Origin of the sequence: Psychromonas hadalis ATCC BAA-638 (assembly GCF_000420245.1) — a bacterium.
Taxonomy (GTDB): domain Bacteria; phylum Pseudomonadota; class Gammaproteobacteria; order Enterobacterales; family Psychromonadaceae; genus Psychromonas; species Psychromonas hadalis.
Window position 1 is genome coordinate 1 of record NZ_ATUO01000039.1, and the last position, 20,078, is coordinate 20,078.

Genomic DNA, 20,078 nt, shown 5'->3' on the forward strand with positions numbered 1-20,078 from the left:
CCTAATTTAAATCCTATAGAGCGACTGTGGAAGGGGATGAGTGAATATGCAAGAAACAATAAATACTTTACAACAGCAAAAGAATTTCGACAGAGTAGGATTAATGACAATTTTCAAACCTTCAATTTTGCAGTTTGAAGTGTCATGAGCTAGGTGCGAAACAGTATCAAGTCGCTTGGGTATAGACCCGAAGATAAAAACAATAAATGGGGTATTGTATTACCTTTGGCGAGCAGTTGATCAAGATGGTGATGAAATAGATATTTTAGTTCAAAAACACAAGGATAAAGTGGCTGCAATGCATTTCTTTAAACGATTATTGAAAAGTGAAGGCTCTACACTGTTGAAAATTGCGACTGATAAACTGGCAAGTTACTCAGCAGGGTATTGTCAACTTAACGAAACTTGAACCAAAAACAACTAAAAATTTAAAAGTAACCTATTGATATATCGTTGTGAAGCGAACCAAATTCTATGGATAAATTTGTTATTTAGGCTTAAGTTGACAGTACCCAAACAAGTTCATCTTACCAAGGCGGTTTCTGCCCCATGTGACTTTCAAAAGCTATAAAATCATGGTGAATTGTCTCATAACTTACAACAATGCCTCGTGATACAAGAAATTATTCAATATCTCGAAAGCTAAGTGCAAACGATGATAAGACCAAACTGCAGGATAGCGATAACTTGCGTAGATATTAGAATTTTTCATCAGAAGATTATCGCATAATTAATGAGAGAGTTAACAACACCAAAAATAATCACAACAAATGATAATGATTTACATTTACATTTACATTTACATCGGTGATTATAGAGAGTAATATTTATCCAGAGAATAAAAACAATAAAATATCCTATTATTACAGACAGTTGCAACATGCTTGAATGCGATTTTTACAAGGCTAGTATAACAAGGACTACGTAGTCATGGATGCTAATACCGATACAATATCTACCAACAATTGCTCTAACGTTCAAATGTATACTAACAACTATATTGAGATCCAACCTGGTTTCATTGTCAGTTTATTTTCTAGTAACGATATGGGAGTGGACATAGAGACCCCACAAGCAGGGGATCAGGATTACATTCATTTGAACCACTTTTTACACGGGCAACTTTGCTTAGAAGTGAAAGGCGAACAAATTAATTGTTGTGCAGGCGACATTAATATGGGTTTTTCTGATGGTGAATTGTTTCATCTTCAAGAGTGTACTGATTTTTGTAACTTGGAAATAATGATCCGCCCCGATATACTATTTTCATTGGCTGGCGAGGATTTGACCGAGATTGACTTTAGTAAAAAAATGGAATTTTTCATCCGCCAAGGATGCTCATGTCCAAAACTAACAAACGCAGTAACTCGAGTTATTTCTCTACTGAACAAAGAGGATAAGTCACCACTATTACTACATTCTGCCATGCTAGAATACCTCTATTTGCATTTATGTGCCCTTAAAATAACACAACCTCAAGAATGCTTGTCTACTCGAGATAAGCGATTGCTTTCCATTGCTAAAGACATTCTGCTCTCCGATCTCAGCTCAGCTCCAACCATTGCTGAATTAGCTAAAACTGTCGGCATCAATCAATGCAAGCTCAAAAAAGGTTTTAAAATGCTATTTGGTAAAAGTATCTATGCCAGCTTTCAGGAAGAGCGAATGAGACGCGCAATGGATTTATTAAAAAGTAATAATGTCACTGAAACAGCAATCACTCTTGGCTATAGCAATATCAGTCATTTTAGTACTGCTTTTCGCAAACAATATGGAGTGTTACCTAAAGAAGCGCGACGAGAGCTAGTCTATGAGTTAGATTTTAGCCAGCAGGAAACGGGAATTATCCTTTTATGTCCTGCTAGCTCTTGAACTTAGCAAGCAATTGCTTGTTCTGCTTCCATCACTGCACTGGATCCTGTTATTTCTAATCTCACTTGCGCATCGCCATTCCCTTTGGCTTGCCAATCAATGTTGATTTGGGCCTGACTACATATAAAGCTTAAGGCTTCTTGCTCCATCTCCCGCACCAAATTGGCTAGTTCTGCACAGTCAAGCTGGCTGAACATTTTTGCATAGGCACAATTAGAAATCGTGCAATGGATTTTATTAGCAGTCTGAGTTTGAACACTAAAGTCAAACAGACCCAAGTCGGAATAATTACTCATAAAAGATAGCCAATAGTCAATAATCGCCTGCTCAGGCTTGGCAAAAGTACTAAAGATTTCTGGCTTTGGCCAAAGCCAGCGCATTTCCATTTTCCCTGTATCCAGAAACATAACTCGGTATTGCTCAAAGGATTTTTCAGCCCCCAAAATATCCCGAGCGCGGGAATAACCAGATGTAAACATGCTGATATCTTTTGTTATGGCCTTCCAACAAGCATGCTTAACAAGATCATGACTTTGTCGGTAGGCTACTAGCTGTTTGTTGTGAGATCGCCATCGCGACATGGTAGTAAATACAAAATTAAGGAATTTTAGTGGAGAAAGGCTTTGCTTTAAACTGCTCCAAATGCCAGAATTCAATAAAAATCGCTTTTGTAATAAGGCCATCTTAGGGTGTGCCTTGTCAAAGTTATACCAATTTTTCCCATAATTACGCAACTGCTCTACACTCAGGACAGGTGTATCAGCCCAGCCAAAATGAGTGTCTGCTTGTTTGAATACTTCAGGTCTTGCTCGACGGATGCTAATACCACGTTGGGCCAGTTTATCCTGAAGCTTGGAGTGCAACTCTAAGGATAAATGCTCTGTTGCAAATACGCCCTGATAAGCGACTAACCCACCTTCTAGCCATATATCGGTGACGGCGCAGGCCATTAATGCTGTTAAGTCGTATGATGAAATAATCCCATGCACCATCAACCCTTGCTCAGGTGCATTTGCTGGATAAACCCATAGGCAAGTATCAGGATCTGCATCCTTTTTAGCTTTCATAGACTGGCCACCACTAAAGAACTTTTTGGCAAAAAAGTCGAGTGCACTTTCACCCAAGTTAAAATGAGCCAATAAGCGAGCAAAGCCTTGTGACAGATACTGAATATGGTAGCGAGTATCAAAACTTGATATTTCTAAATCGCTAGGGCAGCGATCGGAGGCTAAGCCTGCCACTTCAGGGGAAGAAAAAGGAATTAATGCTAAAGGCTTGGCCTGTGCAGGGAAGTGAAAGCTCTCACTTTCATCTTTCCAGGGGGTTTTAACCGTGGTTCGACGGCCCTTAGTGAACACTTCCAGTGTTTTATTAAAACTGGCCAATACCGCATAAGGACTGGTCTCTCCACCACCATAGGCGGCTCCCATGTATAAACGGCAACAGTAATCTCCACTTACTGAAGCATGCTCTCTTGCCAACTTAGTCAGCAATAAAGTGGATAAGCCTGGAGCGAAGCCCATTCCTGTAAAAATTCGACACCCAGATTGTTTGGCTTCATCGTGTAAAGCCAGAATTTCATCGGCAGCCTTTAAGCTATCGTTAATATCAACAACATCCAACTTTGCTTTCAGACACAAACGATGAGCTTTGGCTCCATATTTATCCATTGGTCCCAGAGCGATGATGGCCAGATCATGAGTCTGCAGCACCTTCATCGCCTCTGGTTCATTATTGATATCCAAGCCAATATAAGCCACTTTCTTACTTGCATTTATGCAACTTAGCGGCACAGCTGATATGCAACTCTGGGTATGAACGGTTTAAATAGTCAATAATGCGTTTACCTGTTTCGCCACTGCCACCAATAACGAGTAAACGAGGGTTTATTTTTTGATTCATTGGCTTTCCTGTGTCGTTTTAAATTCAAGGTTGGACTCTTTATCAATGTGCTTTAAAGTCAAAAGGCTTGATGCTTCTAATTGTTGGCATAAACAACTTGGAATCAATGGCCTCATGTAACATATATACCCCATTACAATTGAAGGATTTTCCAAAAAGCAATGCGCTGCTATACCGATGATGGAGCCTGTTGCTTCATAGGTGTCAACAAGGGTAATTTGCCCTCGAACACGCTCCCCTGATTGGTAGCTCACATCCACCTGAATACCATAGGCTGGTTGTAACTTACGCATATCTTTTTTTGAGGCTTTAACCAACCAATTCGCAGCTCGATGAATGCCTGAGCTGGATTTATACATTTTAAAGAGCTTGGCAATAAGGCAGATGAATGTAGCTCTTCGCCCAATATTGGCACCAAAAACACGCGCAGTTTGAATATTGTAACTTTTTGCCAAACGAACAATTTCTTCAGCATAAAGTAACATCGTTGAGATACTCCCTATGGGAGCTGGGAAATGAGCTTTATTGCCAGCTTTGAGCATAGATACGTTAACAATTTTCTGGCCTTGCCAATAGCAAAAACCTTTTTCATCACCAAAATCACCTAAGCCATTGATGATGTCCCAGGCTGAGTTGTAACTCCAGGCATCTCGACCAACATACTGCACATCCATCGATTCAATATTTCGGCCTTCTGCACTGGTATCCAAAACATACTTGGGAAACATGCCTGATAGACCAGGTAGTAGCCCGACATTGATAATGAGAGGAACGGGAGATGGCTTATTTTTTTCATCATGCTCAAGACTATTAAGCACCAGATCATAACCACCAGCATCAACTAGAGGTGTTGCCGTTTTTTTACAAATTTTAGCAACTCGATCACCTATAATACCCGATGGTCCAATGCAGGAGATAATCAAATCGACACTCTGACAGAATGATTCAAGCCCTTTGGGATCGTTTACCGCGTCCAGTTGGCAGCGACTAATGCGCTCACGGTCTGGAATATCTGATGGAAGTATTCTAGCCTCGCGGGAAGCTAGAGTAATTAAATAGGAAGTATGTTTAAGCAGGTAACGGGTAACTTCAATACCAACTCGGCCAAAACCTCCCAAAATAAGGATTTTTTATTATTCATAACTCTTTTCTGACTGTTGTAGTTAAGCAAATAAAGCCCCACAAAAGTGGGGAGCGGTTAAATTTACGAACTAAAAGTTATCTTAAAGTGTCCTGTAAAACGGGCTAGTAAAAAACAAGTTGCTAACTTTCGATTGAGAGGATAGTTAGCTTCTATATTAAACAAAGCTAACTCAAATCATTCAAAATAAAACTTAGCTTTTAAGCCAATAAATCGAGGTTCAGCGACTGATTCAGCGCCGTTAAACATGGATGTTGAATACTCTTCATCAGTTAAATTACGACCATAAAGATAAACAGACCAAGCCTCGACGCGATAACCAATTTGAGCATTGAGGACGGCATAGCTCCCTTGTTCAAAGGTATTAGACTCATTCATGAATTGAGGACCTTTGAAAGTGACATCCGCACCAACAAATAAACCTAACTGGTGAGTATAGCTAGAGCCTAAAGACAAACTGTATTCATTGGTATAAGGCAGTTTATTACCCGTGTAATCCCCTTCAATGCCATTGGAAAAATCATCAAATTCATATTCAAGTGGATAACTGCCATTCAAGAACATGGACACCCCTGTCATGGGTGCTGCTAATAACTCCAGCTCAAGACCACTACTATGAGCTCCTGCTGCATTTTGTTTTATATAAGCACCCTGAAAATCTGGGTGAGGAATATCAACTTGAATATCAGTCCAGTCGATGTAGTAGAGTGCTACATTCATCTCTACGTTCTGGCCAAATCTTTGTTTGTGGCCTAATTCATAGGTAATACTATATTCTGGAGCAACCGCTTCTGTAACCACTGATACATCTACTTGTACATTGTTGTAATCACCGGCTTTATAACCACGAGAAACAGAAAGGTAAGTGTGACTAGCATCCGTTGGTTTCCAGCTAATAGAAGCAGCGGGCAAGACAGCAAACCAATCATTTTCATAATTAACGCTCATATTGTTGTTATTCTGCCAATCTAAGGATTTTTTATCATAATCCAGTCTCATTCTAACGCTCAGTTCAAACTGGCCTATGGGATAAATAGCTTGCCCAAATAAAGCGACGTTAATGTTGTCTATGGTGCTACTTTGAGACATTTTTGCCCCTATAGGCATCCCCCATGCAGCAGCATCAGCTCCAAAGCCAACATCTGTTGTAGTACCTACCTCTTCTTTCATGAAAAAAGCACCTAACAGCCAGTTCATTTCATCATCAGTGATACCCTGCAAACGTAGTTCTTGAGTAAGGGATTTAGTCGACTCATCAAACACTGCAGAACTCACATCCTGTTCCGTGAAGTCCCAATCATGTAAAAAACCATAACTAGAATCGGTATAGCTGGTTATGGATGTCAGGCTGGAATTTGTACTGATATTTTTCTCCAGCGTCAAAATTCCCGTCACAAAATCACTTTCGTTATAGCCAGGTTCGTTGTTAGTCGTGGTTGTACCACCTCCATAAACATAACTATCAAAACCACCATCGTAGGAAGCAGCAATTACATCAAAAGAAACCAGTGCGTCATCTGTATGGTAAATGTCAAATTTACCATGAACGGAATATTGATCATTATTATTTGTCTCACCTCTATTCAATGTACTATTTTCAAAATAGCCATCAGTTGACTTATATTGCAGTGCGATACGCGCCGCGCTGGTTTCAGTAATACTGCCTCCTACAGCGCCTTCAATAACAGAGGTATTAAAACTCCCGTAATCCGCTTGAACATAGTTTTCAGGATCATCTTTAGGCCGATGAGTGTCTACTTTAATAATACCACCTAAGGTATTTCGCCCGTATAGCGCACCCTGCCCACCTTTAATCACTTCAATTTGAGCAGTATCTAATAAAATATTGGGGTTGACATAAGGAATGGTAACACCATCAATATTCACGTTATAAATTTTATTCATGGTGGTGGTACCACCAATACCGCGATAAACAAAGTAAGCGGTATGGTTATCGGCTTTTAAATAGTTCATACCTGGTGTTAGCAGGGCAATATCTGTGGTTTCTTTAATATTTAAATCTTCTATTCTGGACTCAGAATATATGCTCAAAGTTGCAGGAACATCATGTTTAGTTTGTTCAATTTTTTGAGCATATACAACGATAGTCTCTAAGCCTGCTATTTCAGTTTTTTCCTCTGCAGCTTGGCTGTAAGATGTTGTTGATATATAACTTAACGAAGTGAGTAACGTTAATCCTAGTTTGTGTATATTGGTCACTTTTAATTTCCTTTTAACAAGACACTGCTTGCTTAATCGCGAATACAAATAAAATTTTTGCAAAATCAATTGTCCAATATGTGATCTAGTTCGCGCTACCCAAAAAGGATTTAAATCCCCCGTTACGGTGTTATTTTTTCCATTTAAGGGAGCCCTTCGAGGTAATATTAATGAACGAGCGGTTCGGGCAACTCAGATAGTTGATATAAAAAATTCGAATAACAACCAGAGAATAAATTTGTGTCAAATTATACTGAATTAACGGTTACTCAGGCTTGTTGATCTTTGCCGTTTTAATTTTAAAAAATACCGCAAGTTTTGCTCGCGGCTAACGCAGTGTAGCCTAGACATCTAAGCAAAATTTATTTAACAAAGAGCATCACGTGCGCTGTTACATCCGAAGGTCAGTATCAAAAAAAGTTATGATTTTGTGATATAAATCATATTATTCTACATGCAATCAAGTGATAATGCGTTTTATTATCACTAATAGTAAATTAAAAACCTAGGCACAGCCTTTAGCGCAAGGATCACTTTAATTATTCTAAATGCCTTTGAATTCTTACCATAATCAAAACCATAAACTTTAAGCTTCATTAATTAAGGAGATAACATGAGTATTAATTTAAGCCCCAAAGACCTAAGCACTGTTGCTATATATTCAGTGCTGTTTTTTATGATCATGCTGGCCGTAGGCTGGTTAGGTGTTATTCCAATATTTATTCCTCTACTCGCGGTGTTAGCCCCTTTATTAGGAGGGTTGCCTTTTATGATTTTTCTAACCCGAGTTGACAAATTTGGCATGGTGTCACTTATGGGCTTTGTTAATGGTTTGTTGATGTTAGTGACAGGCATGGGACTTTGGGTTGTGCTAACTGGCATCATTTTTGGTGTGCTAGCTGATTTAATGTTAAAACGTGTAAATTATCAAAATCTTAAGAAGAGTGCCATGGCTTACAGCGTGTTTAGTGTGTGGGTTATTGGCAATTTCCTACCGTTTTATCTCTCTAGAGAAAGCTATTTCGCCACATTAGCAGAGGGCAACGGCAAAGAATATGCCGAAAGTCTCAGTCTCTTATTGCCCTATTGGTTGCTACCGATACTGGTTGTATCAGCCATGCTATCTGGTTTTATAGGTGCAAGCATCGGTAGTCGATTACTCAACAAACAATTAAGCCGAGCCGGAGTGGTATAGGTGGCGATGGCAAATATCTCAATAAGTCGAGTTGATCCTCGCAGTAAAATTCTGCTGTTACTGAGTATAAGTATCATTTTAGTTGGTGGCGCAGGCGGTAGCGAACTCGTTCAGAGGGCGTATTTTGTGCTTGCCATCTTACCCATGGTGGTGCTGATTGTAGAAGGTCACCTTAAAGTCGGATTTATCCTAACATCACTATTTATGTTGTTCACTTGGATAGCTATCAGCGTTGTGCCTTCGCTTCAGGGAGACAGTAAAATCGCATTGATGGGCATGGTGGTTTTATGCACTCGTATTCTCCCCTCTATCGCAGCGGGTTATTGTTTATTACTCACAACGTCGGTTTCAGAATTAGTTTCAGCATTATACAAATTCAGATTACCCTCCCCCTTGATCACCGTATTGGTGATTATTTTTCGTTTCTTTCCTTGTGTACTCAACGAAATGCTGGCCATTGAGCGTAGTGTACGAATGCGCGGACTATTATTTGGAAACGGCAGTGTTAAAACTGCAATACTCTGCCGTTTGCTGCCCTTTCTTAGTAATACACTGCGCATTGGAGACGAACTGTCTGCGGCCGCAATCAGCCGTGGCCTTGGAGCAGAAAAGCACCGAAGCAATTACTATGAAGCTCGCTTTACTTGGTTAGATCTACCAATACTGGCAATCATTGTACTCAACGTAATGCTCGCTGCAGAATCAATTTGGATGGTTTAATGAGTAAAATTTGTTTTAAAAATTTTAGTTTTTCCTACGCGGGTACTTCACAAAAAGCACCAACCCTACGCAATATAAATCTATCAATTAATGCCGGGCAATGCGTCCTACTCACAGGGAGCTCTGGCTCCGGTAAAAGCACTTTAATTAGGGCTATCAACGGCCTTGTACCTAATTTTTTTCACGGTGAACTCAAAGGAAGCCTATGTTTAGATGGCATCGAAGTCGCCACGATCCCTGAAAAAAAACTGTATAGAACAATTGCGACCGTATCTCAAAATCCATGTAGTCAGTTTTTTACCAATAGTGTCGGCAGTGAGCTAGTGTTCAGTGCCGAAAACTTTGCGCTTAATATTACACACATAAATCACTTACTGAGCCAAAATTTAAGCCTCTTTCAGCTTGAAGGACGTGAATACGAAAGATTGGATAAACTATCAAGTGGTGAAAAACAACGGGTTGCCTGTGCTTCAGCCAGTTTTATACAGCCAGAGCTCATTCTCTTAGATGAACCCAGTGCCAACTTGGATGCCAAGGCGGCAAAAATGCTGGCGAATGCCATCGCAAGCTGGAAAAAACTGGGCATTACCGTCATCGTGGCAGAGCATCGCAGTGCTTATCTCGGCAACTTGGTCGATAGACAAATTCACCTTGAACATGGTCGTATTATTGAGACGGCGCCAATACATTCAGCAGCCACTCAAGCGGCTACAGAAAAAAGACCATCCCCCCTAAAGGCTACTGCCACAACCTCCGATACTTGGCTGTTAAAATCTAGGGCTCGCTGGTTTGGAATAGCAGATAAAAATGCGAGACAATATACCATTGCTAAATCCTCGGTGATTGCCGTGTCAGGGGAAAACGGTGCGGGTAAAAGCAGTTTATTTCGACAGTTATGCGGTCTAGAAAAAGGCCCCTTACAGTTATGCGACGCACAGGGGCGACTTAATACCAAAGCGCTTCGACAACGTTGCTTTTTTGTAGATCAAGAAGTCAATCGTCAATTGCTCTGTGATTCAGTTAGTGATGAAGTACAGCTCAATATGCCCGGTGAAAATGAGCAGCTAGCCATGTCCATTCTCAGTGAACTAGATTTAATAGCCCTGAAAGACGACCATCCTCTGGCTATCTCTGGAGGACAGAAGCAACGTTTGGCACTGGCTACGGCTGTAGCCGCAAACCGAGAGTTTACGGTACTAGACGAGCCAACCAGCGGACTAGATAGCAAGAACGTAACAAGAGTCGTCAAACAGATAACTAAAATGCGCGATAGGGGTTGCACTGTGATTGTTATCAGTCATGATCCCGCCGTACTGCTCGCCTGCTGTGATTCGGTTATACATATACGCAATCGACAGATCGAACAAATGTATGATCTGGACGATCGTGGACAAGAGCGCCTTTTAAGCTATATGCAATTTTCAGATGTTAGTGAACCGCCACATGCCACAGAAGTGGCTGCCTATGAAAGCAGCACTCTGCCTATTAGTCAGGCATAATCAGGCTTGTAGGTTGATATTACCCCAACGCTAGTTTTAATACCCTGAATTTCCTGTTCAATCCTATCTAACCATTGATGCTGGATATCCGATTTGCTAACGGTGTTAAAAAAGCTAACAAGTAACAGATGATCTGAGCTCAGACTAAAACAAACAGTGGGACGATTATTGAGCTGCGCACCTCCTGCATCCAATACGACGGCATTAGCAGTGGCTTTAAACTGACTTAGACAAGCTCCAACAAGCATTTCAGGGTTTAAGTTCAAACTTAAATTATCAATATTGGCGACTATATAAGAAACAGGATCATTACTCTTGTTTGCCATGCCACTGCCTAGAGCAAACCCCAAAAGCTTATACATACTGACATCAGCCCTTACTAGGCGAGCCTGAAGTAATCGCTCATTGATGGAATCGGCTATCTGCTTTAAAGATTGGCGACCATCAATAGTTACTGGCAAATATGCAATATAATTACCCAGCAGTTTTTTGCGTTGAGGAGCATTGAGAATATCAACTATCACTCGGAAACTCACTCGGTGTTTTTTTAATGGCCGCTGTAGCTGCTTACTCAGTGAATAATTCGCTTTTGCCAGTAAGGCGCACACTAAGTTATGGGGAGAAACGTTGGGGCAATGTTGCTTACAATAGTCAATGATAGGCGCGATGGAAAAACTTCGCATTATCGGCTGGCTTGGCTCTGTATTGTAGTGTTTAAGCAGAGCAGGAAGTACCAGTGTGGCCCCCGCTCTCAAGGTGCCAAAAATATCCCAAATAGAGAGATCAAAACCAAAGCTCACCAGCGCGAGTACTCGATCCAAGGGTCCAAGATCAAAGCGCTGATTAATATCGCTAAGCGTATTTACGGCAGCTTGGTGCGACATCTCAACTCCTTTTGGTTGACCTGTCGTACCGGAGGTATAGATGATATAAGCCGCTTTTTCAGCCGTGTTAGCACTTACTTGCATTAGCAAGCTTTTCTCTAATTCTTGTGTTACATAAGTCGTCTTAAGTCGCTGCTGTTGCGCGATAATCAAGCTGATCCCTACAGGCCACTCTGCCTCTAGATGCTCCTTAGAAGTGATCACAACTTTGATCCCCGCATCGGACAAAATTCGGTTTCGTCTGGCAACAGGCTGGCTAGCCTCAATGGGAACATAAGTTGCATCTGCTAACAGCACCCCTAACACCGCTGATATTTGATCCACAGACTTATCCATCACTATGGCGACTCTATCGCCTGATTGTATCAATTCAGAAAGTTGCAGCTTACAAGCGATGGCCTGACTGGCAAGTTCGCCATAACTTAGGTTTCGTTCATGACTCAAAATCGCCATTGCCTGAGGTTGGGATAAGGCCTGTTGACAAAATCCAGTATGAAGATGATCTTGACTTAGCAGAGCCCCCGTTGCATTCACCTGCTCCCTTACCTGCAGCATAGTAGCTGGCAGTGCAATTGGAGAAATTGAAGACCAAATAGACTCTTCCCCTGCCAATTGCTCTAACAATCGACAAAATGCAGCATGAGCCTGCTCAATCACACCTTGCTGGAAAATGCCACTGCGAATATCCCAATCCACAATCAAAACACCGTTTCGCTCTGTAACTTGGCAATCCAACCAAACCTGGGGAGTTTGAGTAATACCATAGCGCAATTTAGCATCATGCATAAATTCATTGGCATCCAGATCATCACCTGACAAACCAACAGTACTGGTATAAACAATAGGAACGATGACATTGCTTTGCTGTTGCTGACTCATCTCCCTTAGCACTTCAATACCAGTGAAAGCAGTGTGTTCCAAATCCAGCCAAAGTTGCTGCTGTAACTGCTGGGTTCGCTCAAAGAAACCCAGATCAGGATCGGTGCAAACACCCAATACATTAACTTCAATAAAGTCACCCACAACTCCGCGGATATCAGGGTGAGCAGTTGAACGGTTGAGCATGGTCAGGTTAATACAAAATTCTCGATTTCTGGACCAACGCCCCAACACTTCAGTAAAGGCAGATAGAACGATACTTGAAGGAGTGATTTGATAGGCATTGGCTTTTTGTTTTAAAGCTTGCCAAAGCTGACTATCTAAGGAGAAATTCTGACGACTAAAAGTGACACTTTCTTGCTTTTTATTATGGATCGCCAAAGGTAATTCAGGAGGCATAGGCATCTGTTGAATACGCTCCAACCAATACGCTTTATGCTTTTCATAACGAGCTGCCGCCTTGCTATTTTCTGTGTCTTTACGAGCCAGGATCAGATCACGATAAGATATTCGCAAAGGTTTTAACTCGCGCTCTGGGTGCTCATATAACTCCCCGAGTTCTGCCAGCAAGATCTGAATACTGGCAAAATCAGCAATCAACAAATCAATGGAGAAGTGCAATATACTGCCAGAGTCTGTACTGCTTAGCTGCATCTCATACTGTGGCCACTGCTCAGGCTGATAATGGCGGTGTGCCAAATTATCCCTCAGTTGCTCGATTAATGCTTCCCATTGTGCCGGCTCCTGCCCCTGAAAATCATGATGGATGATGGCAGGAGAGAGACTTTCGGCAGAATTTTTTGGTGCCCTTCCACAGAGATCACCGCACGTAACATATCATGCCTGCAGATAAGTTGATGCCAGGCCTGCTGTAGTCTGTTTATATCCGTTTTTGGTAAGTCCAACTCAATATAGCTATGACATCCAACACCACCATAGTCAATCGCATTGGTACGCCCAACCAGATAGGCCAACTGTAAATCGGTTAATGGGAAAGGCTCATACCTGTTATTTAGATCTGTCTGAATAGCGTCTACTACTGGATCGGATAAAAATTCTATTAATTGAACCTTATGTTGCTTTAATGTCCGTTTATGGGACTCTTGTAATACACCCGCTGGTGCTTTGAATTTCAGTTGGTCATTTTCAGCCCAGAGATATACTCCTAGAGCTTCAAAATCATTCACAATGTTAGCAATATTCATATTGTACCTTCTTCGAATAAAGACTCAGTTGTATCACTAGAGTCAAGTCCTAATTTCTGCCACTGGCTTTGGATTTGTTTTGCCATCGTAGCAATAGTAGGGGATGTAAAGATCATAGAAAGTGGCACTGTACCGGGGCTGATCCTACGCTTTTGCAATAGTTGCACAATTTGCGTTGCGACCAGACTGTCACCTCCTAGCATGAAAAAATCGGCATTTCTGGAGATTTTCTGACAATTGAGTGTCTCACACCAAAGGCTTGCTATTTGCTCTTCAAGTTGCCCTTTGGGGATTTCAAAATCAGCAGTTAACTTATAACTCAGCTCCTGGCTTAATAACTTACGATCTACTTTACCGTTTGCGCTCAGTGGTAGGCTCTGCTCAATGCTAAAGGTGTTGGGCACCATGTAGTCGGGTAGCAGTGCCTGCAATCGGAGCCGAATTTGTTCAATATCAAGTTGAGCATTGTGCTCTGGTATAAGCGCAGCCGCCAAAGACAAAGACTCACCCACAGTAACCACAACGGCTCGTGAAACACCGGCAACAGTACTTAATGCAGCTTCAATTTCACCCAACTCGATGCGATGACCACGCACTTTCACCTGATGGTCGAGACGACCAAGGAACTCTAAATTCCCATCAGGCCAGTAACGACCTCTGTCTCCCGTGCGATACCAACGCTCACCTGCGACTTCGACAAAACGCTCTTGGGTTAGCTGCGCATCACCTCGGTAACCGGTGGCTAGGCCATGACCGCCAATCCAAAGCTCTCCTGCAACCCAATCGGGGCAGTCGCGACCTTGTACATCCACCACCCTATAACGTTGATTTGCCAACGGCTTACCATAAGGGATTGAAGACCAATCCGCTGGCATGGGACCTGTCACCTCATAATGATTCGACCAAATAGCCGCCTCTGTAGCTCCCCCCATGGCAATAAAACGAGCTGAGCTCTTGGCGCTCAACCTGACCGGCAGATCCAGTCCAATCCAATCTCCTGAGAGCATTACTTGTTCAAATGGCAGCTGTTGTGTGTCCTGCTCGGCCACTACCAACAACATATCCAGTAATACGGGCACAGAGTTCCACAGCGTTACACCGTGCCGCCTGATAAGTTTTAACCACTGCTGCGCATCGCGGCGCTGCTCTTCTTGCAGCAGTACCAAACGGCCACCAATGCCAAGCAAGCCAAATAAATCATAAACAGAAAGGTCAAAGTCCAATGCAGAAAGAGCCAAAGCACAGCTGCTCTCATTTACCCCATACTTCAGATTCAGGTGTTCGATGGTATTAGCCGTTGCCCGATGACACATCTCAACGCCCTTGGGCTCACCGGTCGAGCCTGACGTAAAGATGATGTAGGCAGGTTGCTGACAAGCAAGCGCAACGGGCTCAGACAATGGCGCATAGCATGATGTAGCGGCTACATCGAGCAGACTCACTGGCTCTAAACCTTGATCGGTCAATTCACTCTGATTTATCTGTTGATGGTTACTGAGCACCAAGCGAATGCCTGCCGTAGAATGTATCTTGTTACGGCGAGCCTGAGGCTGATGAATCCCAATGGGAACATAACAACCACCCGCAGCAAGCACACCAAAAACGGCGGCCACTTATTGCAAGCCTCTGGGCAGTGTGACCGCAACAGGCTCTGCGATTTGAAGACCGTGATCTTGCAACATCGCAGCGATGCGCAGAGCCTGCTCGGCCAACTGAGCATAGCTCCAGCTCTGCTCACCCCAAACCAGCGCTTGACGCTCAGGGGTTTGCTGAGCAATCTCAAACATGCCTTGGTGCAGTAGCTTGTCAACCTGAGCTGCCTCGCTGGCATTACTCTCTTGACGAACCTTTTGTTGATGCTCTGGAAGGTTTAAGGTTTCAACTTTTTGCCAGTGCGTTGGATCAGCGGACAGCCACTCAAGTAGAGCAGTATAAGCACTGAACATATCATCCAGAAGCGGTTCAGGAAACAGCTCTTCTACAGCATCCCAAGCCAATAACAAGCCATCTTCCACTTCATAAATTTGATGATCCAACCAAACCTGTGGCGTTTGGGAGATCATATAATGCAGAGAGCCCAAGGTAGAACGACACTGCTCTGTTAACAGTGGCGTACCTAAATTACAAGCAAATACCACAGGAGCCACAACGCCCTGTGTTAGCCCTTGCTTGACCATATCTCGCTGCACATTGACCGCAGAGTAACGAGCATGCTTTACATCCTTTAGAAACTGCTGTTGTAACTGCTTCACTCGACTTAGAAAGTCAGTTGGCTCCCTACAATCACACTCCAATAACAATAAATTGGTAAAATCTGCAACGGCATGCTCAACACTCGGGTGATCTGTTTGACGATCAAATAGGGGCATGTTGATCAAAAAATGCTGTTCACTACTCCAGCGAGAGAGAGTCTCGGCATAAGCCGTTAGTAACATCATGGCCGGCGTTATTTGCTGCGCAGCTGCTATATCACGTAAAACTTGCCACTGCTTGTGAGGTAAAATCCAGGTTCTACGGACAAATTCTGGTTTTTGAATACTGTCAGGATCCAGTTTCAAAGGCAATTGTGGCCCTAAGGGTAAATTCACTAAGCGTTGTTGCCAATAAGCCTTATCTTGCTCTTGTTTCTTTTGGTTGCGCTCTGCCTCAATGCTCAAGTAGTGAGCAAATCGCCAATTGGGATCTGCTGCTAAGTTCTTGTTTCCAGCATAGGCAGAGGCTAGATCACTGAGCAGAATATGCAGGCTTTGAACATCGGCAACCAACAAGTCGACATCAAAGTGAATTCTTGTTTTCCCCAGCGGCAGCAAAGAGAGCTCCAGCCCCATTACCTCTCCAGAGCTAATGCTTAATTTACGATGGCTGAGACGCTGACGAATAGCTTCTAGTTTTTGTGTAACATCCTGATCTCCGATCCCCTGAAGATCATGCACCATTAGTTGTGGTTCAGGCATTTGTGAAGCAATAAACTGCTGCCCCTCATCGGTGAACTTAGCGCTTAGCATGGTGTGATGTTTTATTAACTGCAGCCAGGCTTGCTGAAGTTTTCTCGGCTCCACACCCTGCCCGTCGATTTCCAGATAGGCGTGGCATCCGACTCCCCCAAGCTCAGCGCTGTCTTCCCGACCAACCCAGTATGCATACTGTACATCCGTTAACTCAAAGGGAAGTTCAGAATAAAAACAAGCTTGATGTGTTCGCTAATAAAGCTGAGAAAAACTTTCATAACTGCTTGCACTTTTAGCTAACAATTGTGGTAACCAACTTTTTAGTGTTGGATTTTCAATGAGTTGTGAGAAAGTAGTACTAACTCCCAAACTGCGCCACTGATTCATCAACCGCATAATGTGCAGTGAATCAATACCCAGCTCGATAAGATTTTCCTCCAGCTGGATTGGTTTACCAACCAGAGCTTGTAACTGCGCTTTAATTGAGTCAGCGCTCAGTTCTTTAATTGCTATTAGCTCTTCTACCGACATAGATCGCACTCCACCTTTTCAAGCAAACCATCATTTTTTTTGTAAACAAGTGCTGGCTGATGCAGCTTAATTTTTCAATGGTCTCCTCCAGCTCTCGCTCAGGTTTTGATTGAGCTATAATTCCTGCGCCAGCCTGTAACCAAAGCGGCTCTCCCCGTTGATAAATGGAACGCAGCACCAAGGCGGCATCCATGGAGCCATTGCTGTCTAAGATCATCACACAACCGCTATACCACTCTCGAGCTTCACTCTCAAATCGCTTAATGGCATCGATGGATTCTTTTTTAGGGATGCCTGAGGCCGTTACCGCAGGAAACAAAGATTCAAATGCATCCCAAGCATTTTTACCTTGAGCCAATTGCCCTGTGAGTCGAGATGCCAGATGTTGCACACTGCCCCGACGACGGATCGCCATAAATTCACAAATAGAAATACTCTCCTTTTTGCAAATCTTCGCCAGCTCTTCTTGTGCCAATTTAACTGACATAGCATGCTCAGCAATCTCTTTACTATCAGCCAGCAGTTCCTCCCTGAGCTCTTGCTCCTCTTTAGGGCTAGATCCCAACGATCTGGTTCCAGCTAAAGGTTGAGTGCTCACCAAGCCTTCTGCAGAAACTTCTACCACAGTTTCTGGACTGAACCCTGCAAGCTTTTCATGACCATAACTCATCAAAAAAGAACGAGTCGGCGTATTGTTTAAACGTCCATTACGATAACTTTCAATCAGATCAACACTAGCTGGTAATGGAATACGGCGAGATAGGATCACCTTTTGATATTGACCAGACTGGATCTCGGCCACCGCATTTTTAACATTGGATTTATATTCATCCTGACGATGCTCTCTAATATCAGCATGAACCTTAGAGCTAAGACTTTCCTGATCTTGCGATAAACACTCATGGTCCAGCCTCTCGACTAACTTTATTAAAGGCACCAGTTGCTCTGCATCAATGGTGCGTATCAGGGCCTGCTCTTGCGTTAAACGAACTTCAATGCGGGGAATGAATAATTCCAAGAGATTTTTTGTTACTTCATGTTCTGACTCCACCCCCAAGAAAACGTGGGAGAGCTCAAATTTAGCGGTTCCATAAGCTCGCCAGTTTGTGATAGGAATACTTTTGGTCGCTTCGTTAATGGCTTCACAAAGACGATCTCTTTTGAAGATCTCCGGCTGGTGCTTGTTATCAGCATCAATTCGAATCTCTGCCTGATGAGCATCAGCACAAATAGAAGCATAGCGTCCTAAACCAACAGACCATTCACCATTTTTTTCGTAAATCGCGTACACCTGTTCATCTTGGGATTGGATGATTTTTAGCGCCAACTCCATCGGATTGGAGCAGATAGGAAGGCGATATTCCACATATTGTCTGGTTGAGGGAGTTTGCTTAGCAGACTTTGATATGTTGGCTAATAAGTGCTTTTTATCCACTTTTCCAACAGCCGTTAAAGGCCAAGATGTAACAATTTCTAACTGATCAGGCCACTTATATCGAGATAAACCTTTTGCATTTAAGTATTGGCGGATATCAGAAAGAGAAAGTGGATTGGGCGTAATGATAAACGCACAACTACGCTCTCCTAATCTTTCATCTGGCACAGCTACAAGCACAGAGCTGGAGATATCTGGGTGCTCATTGAGCAACTGTTCTATTTCAGCCACTGATATTTTTTCTCCAGCACGGTTGATCTGCTCTTTGATCCGTCCTTCAACAATAATATTACCCGACGCCGTCTGACGAACTAAGTCACCAGATTTATAAAAGCCATCATCACTAAAGGCTGTTGCATTGTGCTGAGTGGCGCGGTAATAAGCACGAATGGTATAAGGACCACGAGTTTGAAGCTCTCCCACTTCGCCTGGTTTGACAAGCTCTCCATCGATATTTACCACTCGTATCTCATCACCAGAAGAAAGTGGACGCCCTTGGGTGTTAATGATGACTTCTTGAGCATCATCCAAGCGGGTATAACAAAGCAAACCCTCTGCCATACCAAAGACTTGCTGCAGTTGACAGCCCAAAACAGGAGTAACCTGCTTGGCCAGCTCTGACTCAAAGCGGGAGCCACCAACTTGTAATACCTTCAAGCTTGATAAATCTGTTTTTTCCCAGCTTCGAGCCGATAGCCATAGCTGAACCAAAGGTGGAACTAAAGAGGTGATAGTAACTTTCTCGCGCTCAATTAAGGGGGAAAGCTTCGTCATTACCTGGCGTTCGAGCCATAACGACTGAGCCACCAACACTTAATGTGCCTAGAATGCCAGGACAAGCAAGAGGAAAATTATGCGCAATGGGTAATGCGGCAAGGTAAACTGTTTCTGCATTTAATTGGCAAAGCTCGGCTGAAGCAAAAGCGTTATACGCATAATCGGCATGGGTTCGCGGGATCAATTTAGGAGTGCCTGTGGTGCCACCGGAGAGTAACAGTAGTGCAGGTTCAAATGGATTTGGTTCAGAGAATGATATAGGTGACACTTCCAACTCAGCTAAAGAGGTGTGACAACCAGCTTGACCATCCATAATAATGTATTTCAGGCTAGGGTGCTTATGCTTGAGGGTTTCTGCCAGTTTTAGATAATCAAAGCCGAGAAACTGGTCAGCCGCAATATAAGCAACGGGTTCAGCTAAAGTACAAAGATCTGAAATATCCTTTTCTCGCTGTGCTGGCATGGTTAGAACTGGTAGTGCTCCTATTCTAAACAAGGCAAATAACACCACAACAAAATGAGCACTATTAGGCATCTGCAAAATGACACGATCACCACTTTTTATCCCAAGTTGAAATAACCCAGAGGCAAGTTTGTCTGCTTTTTGATTCAAATTATGATAGGAAAGTCGCAATTCACCATCAATGAGGGCTGTTTTATTACCATATTCAGCAGCCCACTCTCGCAGGCACTGTCCAAGAGTCTGCTCATTCCAGTAGCTTTTTTGACAATAATCTTGTTTAAACTCTTCTGTACATAATGTGTAATCTGTAGGCTTCATGATGATCCTATTTCCTTGAAAATTAATGCTCAGTTTTAGAAGAAGACCAGTGAGTACCGCCAAACCTTTTAATCTGTCATGATCTTCGC

14 protein-coding genes and 4 pseudogenes are annotated in these 20,078 nt (G+C 42.8%); 6 read left to right on the top strand and 12 right to left on the bottom strand.

Going from position 1 to position 20,078, the window contains the following annotated elements:
• Positions 1-138: pseudogene (locus tag G322_RS24765) on the top strand (IS630 family transposase); the annotation flags it as partial.
• Positions 139-199: 61 nt separating this feature from the next.
• Positions 200-397: pseudogene (locus tag G322_RS20100) on the top strand (DDE-type integrase/transposase/recombinase); the annotation flags it as partial.
• A 229-nt stretch (positions 398-626) separates the two neighbouring features.
• On the opposite strand, the pseudogene G322_RS24770 reads toward G322_RS20100, so the two are convergent.
• Positions 627-712: pseudogene (locus G322_RS24770) on the bottom strand (IS6 family transposase); the annotation flags it as partial.
• Between the two features lie 218 nt (positions 713-930).
• Between G322_RS24770 and G322_RS20105 the strand changes: the two are divergent.
• The gene (locus G322_RS20105; protein WP_022941064.1) at positions 931-1,872 is read left to right on the top strand and encodes a helix-turn-helix domain-containing protein; all 942 of its coding nucleotides are present in this window, start codon (positions 931-933) and stop codon (positions 1,870-1,872) included.
• Positions 1,873-1,874: 2 nt separating this feature from the next.
• On the opposite strand, the gene G322_RS21665 is transcribed toward G322_RS20105, so the two are convergent.
• From G322_RS21665 to G322_RS0106835, 4 genes are all read right to left on the bottom strand, one after another.
• A complete protein-coding gene (locus G322_RS21665; RefSeq protein ID WP_084683699.1) occupies positions 1,875-3,632 on the bottom strand; it encodes a saccharopine dehydrogenase family protein in 1,758 nt (585 codons plus the stop codon).
• 4 nt (positions 3,633-3,636) lie between these two features.
• Positions 3,637-3,774 carry a hypothetical protein gene (locus tag G322_RS23275; protein ID WP_156873927.1) on the bottom strand — a complete coding sequence of 46 codons (138 nt, stop codon included), beginning with the start codon at positions 3,772-3,774 and terminating at the stop codon, positions 3,637-3,639.
• Positions 3,771-4,892, bottom strand: coding sequence for a saccharopine dehydrogenase NADP-binding domain-containing protein (locus G322_RS21670; RefSeq protein ID WP_022941065.1), 1,122 nt, complete (start codon positions 4,890-4,892; stop codon positions 3,771-3,773). Before G322_RS21670 ends, G322_RS23275 begins: the two co-directional genes overlap by 4 nt.
• Positions 4,893-5,092: 200 nt before the next feature.
• Entirely contained in the window at positions 5,093-7,135 is a 2,043-nt protein-coding gene (locus G322_RS0106835; RefSeq protein WP_022941066.1) for a TonB-dependent receptor, read from the bottom strand.
• Positions 7,136-7,748: 613 nt separating this feature from the next.
• Between G322_RS0106835 and G322_RS0106840 the strand changes: the two genes are divergently transcribed.
• The 3 genes from G322_RS0106840 to G322_RS20120 are packed head-to-tail and all read left to right on the top strand — an operon-like array spanning position 7,749 to position 10,549.
• Positions 7,749-8,330 carry an MptD family putative ECF transporter S component gene (locus G322_RS0106840; protein ID WP_022941067.1) on the top strand — a complete coding sequence of 194 codons (582 nt, stop codon included), beginning with the start codon at positions 7,749-7,751 and terminating at the stop codon, positions 8,328-8,330.
• A gap of 6 nt (positions 8,331-8,336) precedes the next feature.
• Positions 8,337-9,050, top strand: coding sequence for an energy-coupling factor transporter transmembrane component T (locus G322_RS0106845; protein ID WP_156873928.1), 714 nt, complete (start codon positions 8,337-8,339; stop codon positions 9,048-9,050).
• Entirely contained in the window at positions 9,050-10,549 is a 1,500-nt protein-coding gene (locus G322_RS20120) for an ABC transporter ATP-binding protein (protein WP_022941069.1), read from the top strand. The genes G322_RS0106845 and G322_RS20120 overlap by 1 nt, the downstream gene beginning before the upstream one ends.
• On the opposite strand, the gene G322_RS21675 is transcribed toward G322_RS20120, so the two are convergent.
• The 7 genes and pseudogenes from G322_RS21675 to G322_RS24520 form a co-directional block, all read right to left on the bottom strand.
• Positions 10,540-13,011 carry an AMP-binding protein gene (locus G322_RS21675; protein WP_051143740.1) on the bottom strand — a complete coding sequence of 824 codons (2,472 nt, stop codon included), beginning with the start codon at positions 13,009-13,011 and terminating at the stop codon, positions 10,540-10,542. The two genes, G322_RS20120 and G322_RS21675, sit on opposite strands and share 10 nt — an antisense overlap.
• A 20-nt stretch (positions 13,012-13,031) precedes the next feature.
• A complete protein-coding gene (locus G322_RS22205) occupies positions 13,032-13,517 on the bottom strand; it encodes a TubC N-terminal docking domain-related protein (RefSeq protein ID WP_051143741.1) in 486 nt (161 codons plus the stop codon).
• Positions 13,514-13,903 carry a phosphopantetheine-binding protein gene (locus G322_RS24125; RefSeq protein WP_281166514.1) on the bottom strand — a complete coding sequence of 130 codons (390 nt, stop codon included), beginning with the start codon at positions 13,901-13,903 and terminating at the stop codon, positions 13,514-13,516. The genes G322_RS22205 and G322_RS24125 overlap by 4 nt, the downstream gene beginning before the upstream one ends.
• Positions 13,880-16,597: pseudogene (locus G322_RS24130) on the bottom strand (non-ribosomal peptide synthetase); the annotation flags it as partial. The gene G322_RS24125 and the pseudogene G322_RS24130, both read right to left, overlap by 24 nt.
• Before the next feature lie 120 nt (positions 16,598-16,717).
• Positions 16,718-16,996 carry a phosphopantetheine-binding protein gene (locus G322_RS23710; RefSeq protein WP_169337464.1) on the bottom strand — a complete coding sequence of 93 codons (279 nt, stop codon included), beginning with the start codon at positions 16,994-16,996 and terminating at the stop codon, positions 16,718-16,720.
• On the bottom strand, positions 16,968-19,205 hold the full coding sequence (locus G322_RS24515; RefSeq protein WP_281166512.1) for a salicylate synthase: 2,238 nt from the start codon (positions 19,203-19,205) through the stop codon (positions 16,968-16,970). The genes G322_RS23710 and G322_RS24515 overlap by 29 nt, the downstream gene beginning before the upstream one ends.
• Positions 19,180-19,989, bottom strand: a complete 810-nt coding sequence (locus G322_RS24520; protein WP_281166513.1) for an AMP-binding protein — start codon at positions 19,987-19,989, stop codon at positions 19,180-19,182. Before G322_RS24520 ends, G322_RS24515 begins: the two co-directional genes overlap by 26 nt.
• Positions 19,990-20,078: the final 89 nt, after the last annotated feature.

What these genes read in the sequence shown, in the direction of transcription:
- G322_RS24515 (WP_281166512.1), bottom strand. Translation starts at nt 19,205, where the DNA reads ATGACGAAGCTTTCCCCCTTAATTGAGCGCGAGAAAGTTACTATCACC.
- G322_RS20105 (WP_022941064.1), top strand. Translation starts at nt 931, where the DNA reads ATGGATGCTAATACCGATACAATATCTACCAACAATTGCTCTAACGTT.
- G322_RS23710 (WP_169337464.1), bottom strand. Translation starts at nt 16,996, where the DNA reads ATGTCGGTAGAAGAGCTAATAGCAATTAAAGAACTGAGCGCTGACTCA.
- G322_RS0106845 (WP_156873928.1), top strand. Translation starts at nt 8,337, where the DNA reads ATGGCAAATATCTCAATAAGTCGAGTTGATCCTCGCAGTAAAATTCTG.
- G322_RS23275 (WP_156873927.1), bottom strand. Translation starts at nt 3,774, where the DNA reads ATGAATCAAAAAATAAACCCTCGTTTACTCGTTATTGGTGGCAGTGGC.
- G322_RS22205 (WP_051143741.1), bottom strand. Translation starts at nt 13,517, where the DNA reads ATGAATATTGCTAACATTGTGAATGATTTTGAAGCTCTAGGAGTATAT.
- G322_RS20120 (WP_022941069.1), top strand. Translation starts at nt 9,050, where the DNA reads ATGAGTAAAATTTGTTTTAAAAATTTTAGTTTTTCCTACGCGGGTACT.
- G322_RS24520 (WP_281166513.1), bottom strand. Translation starts at nt 19,989, where the DNA reads ATGAAGCCTACAGATTACACATTATGTACAGAAGAGTTTAAACAAGAT.
- G322_RS0106840 (WP_022941067.1), top strand. Translation starts at nt 7,749, where the DNA reads ATGAGTATTAATTTAAGCCCCAAAGACCTAAGCACTGTTGCTATATAT.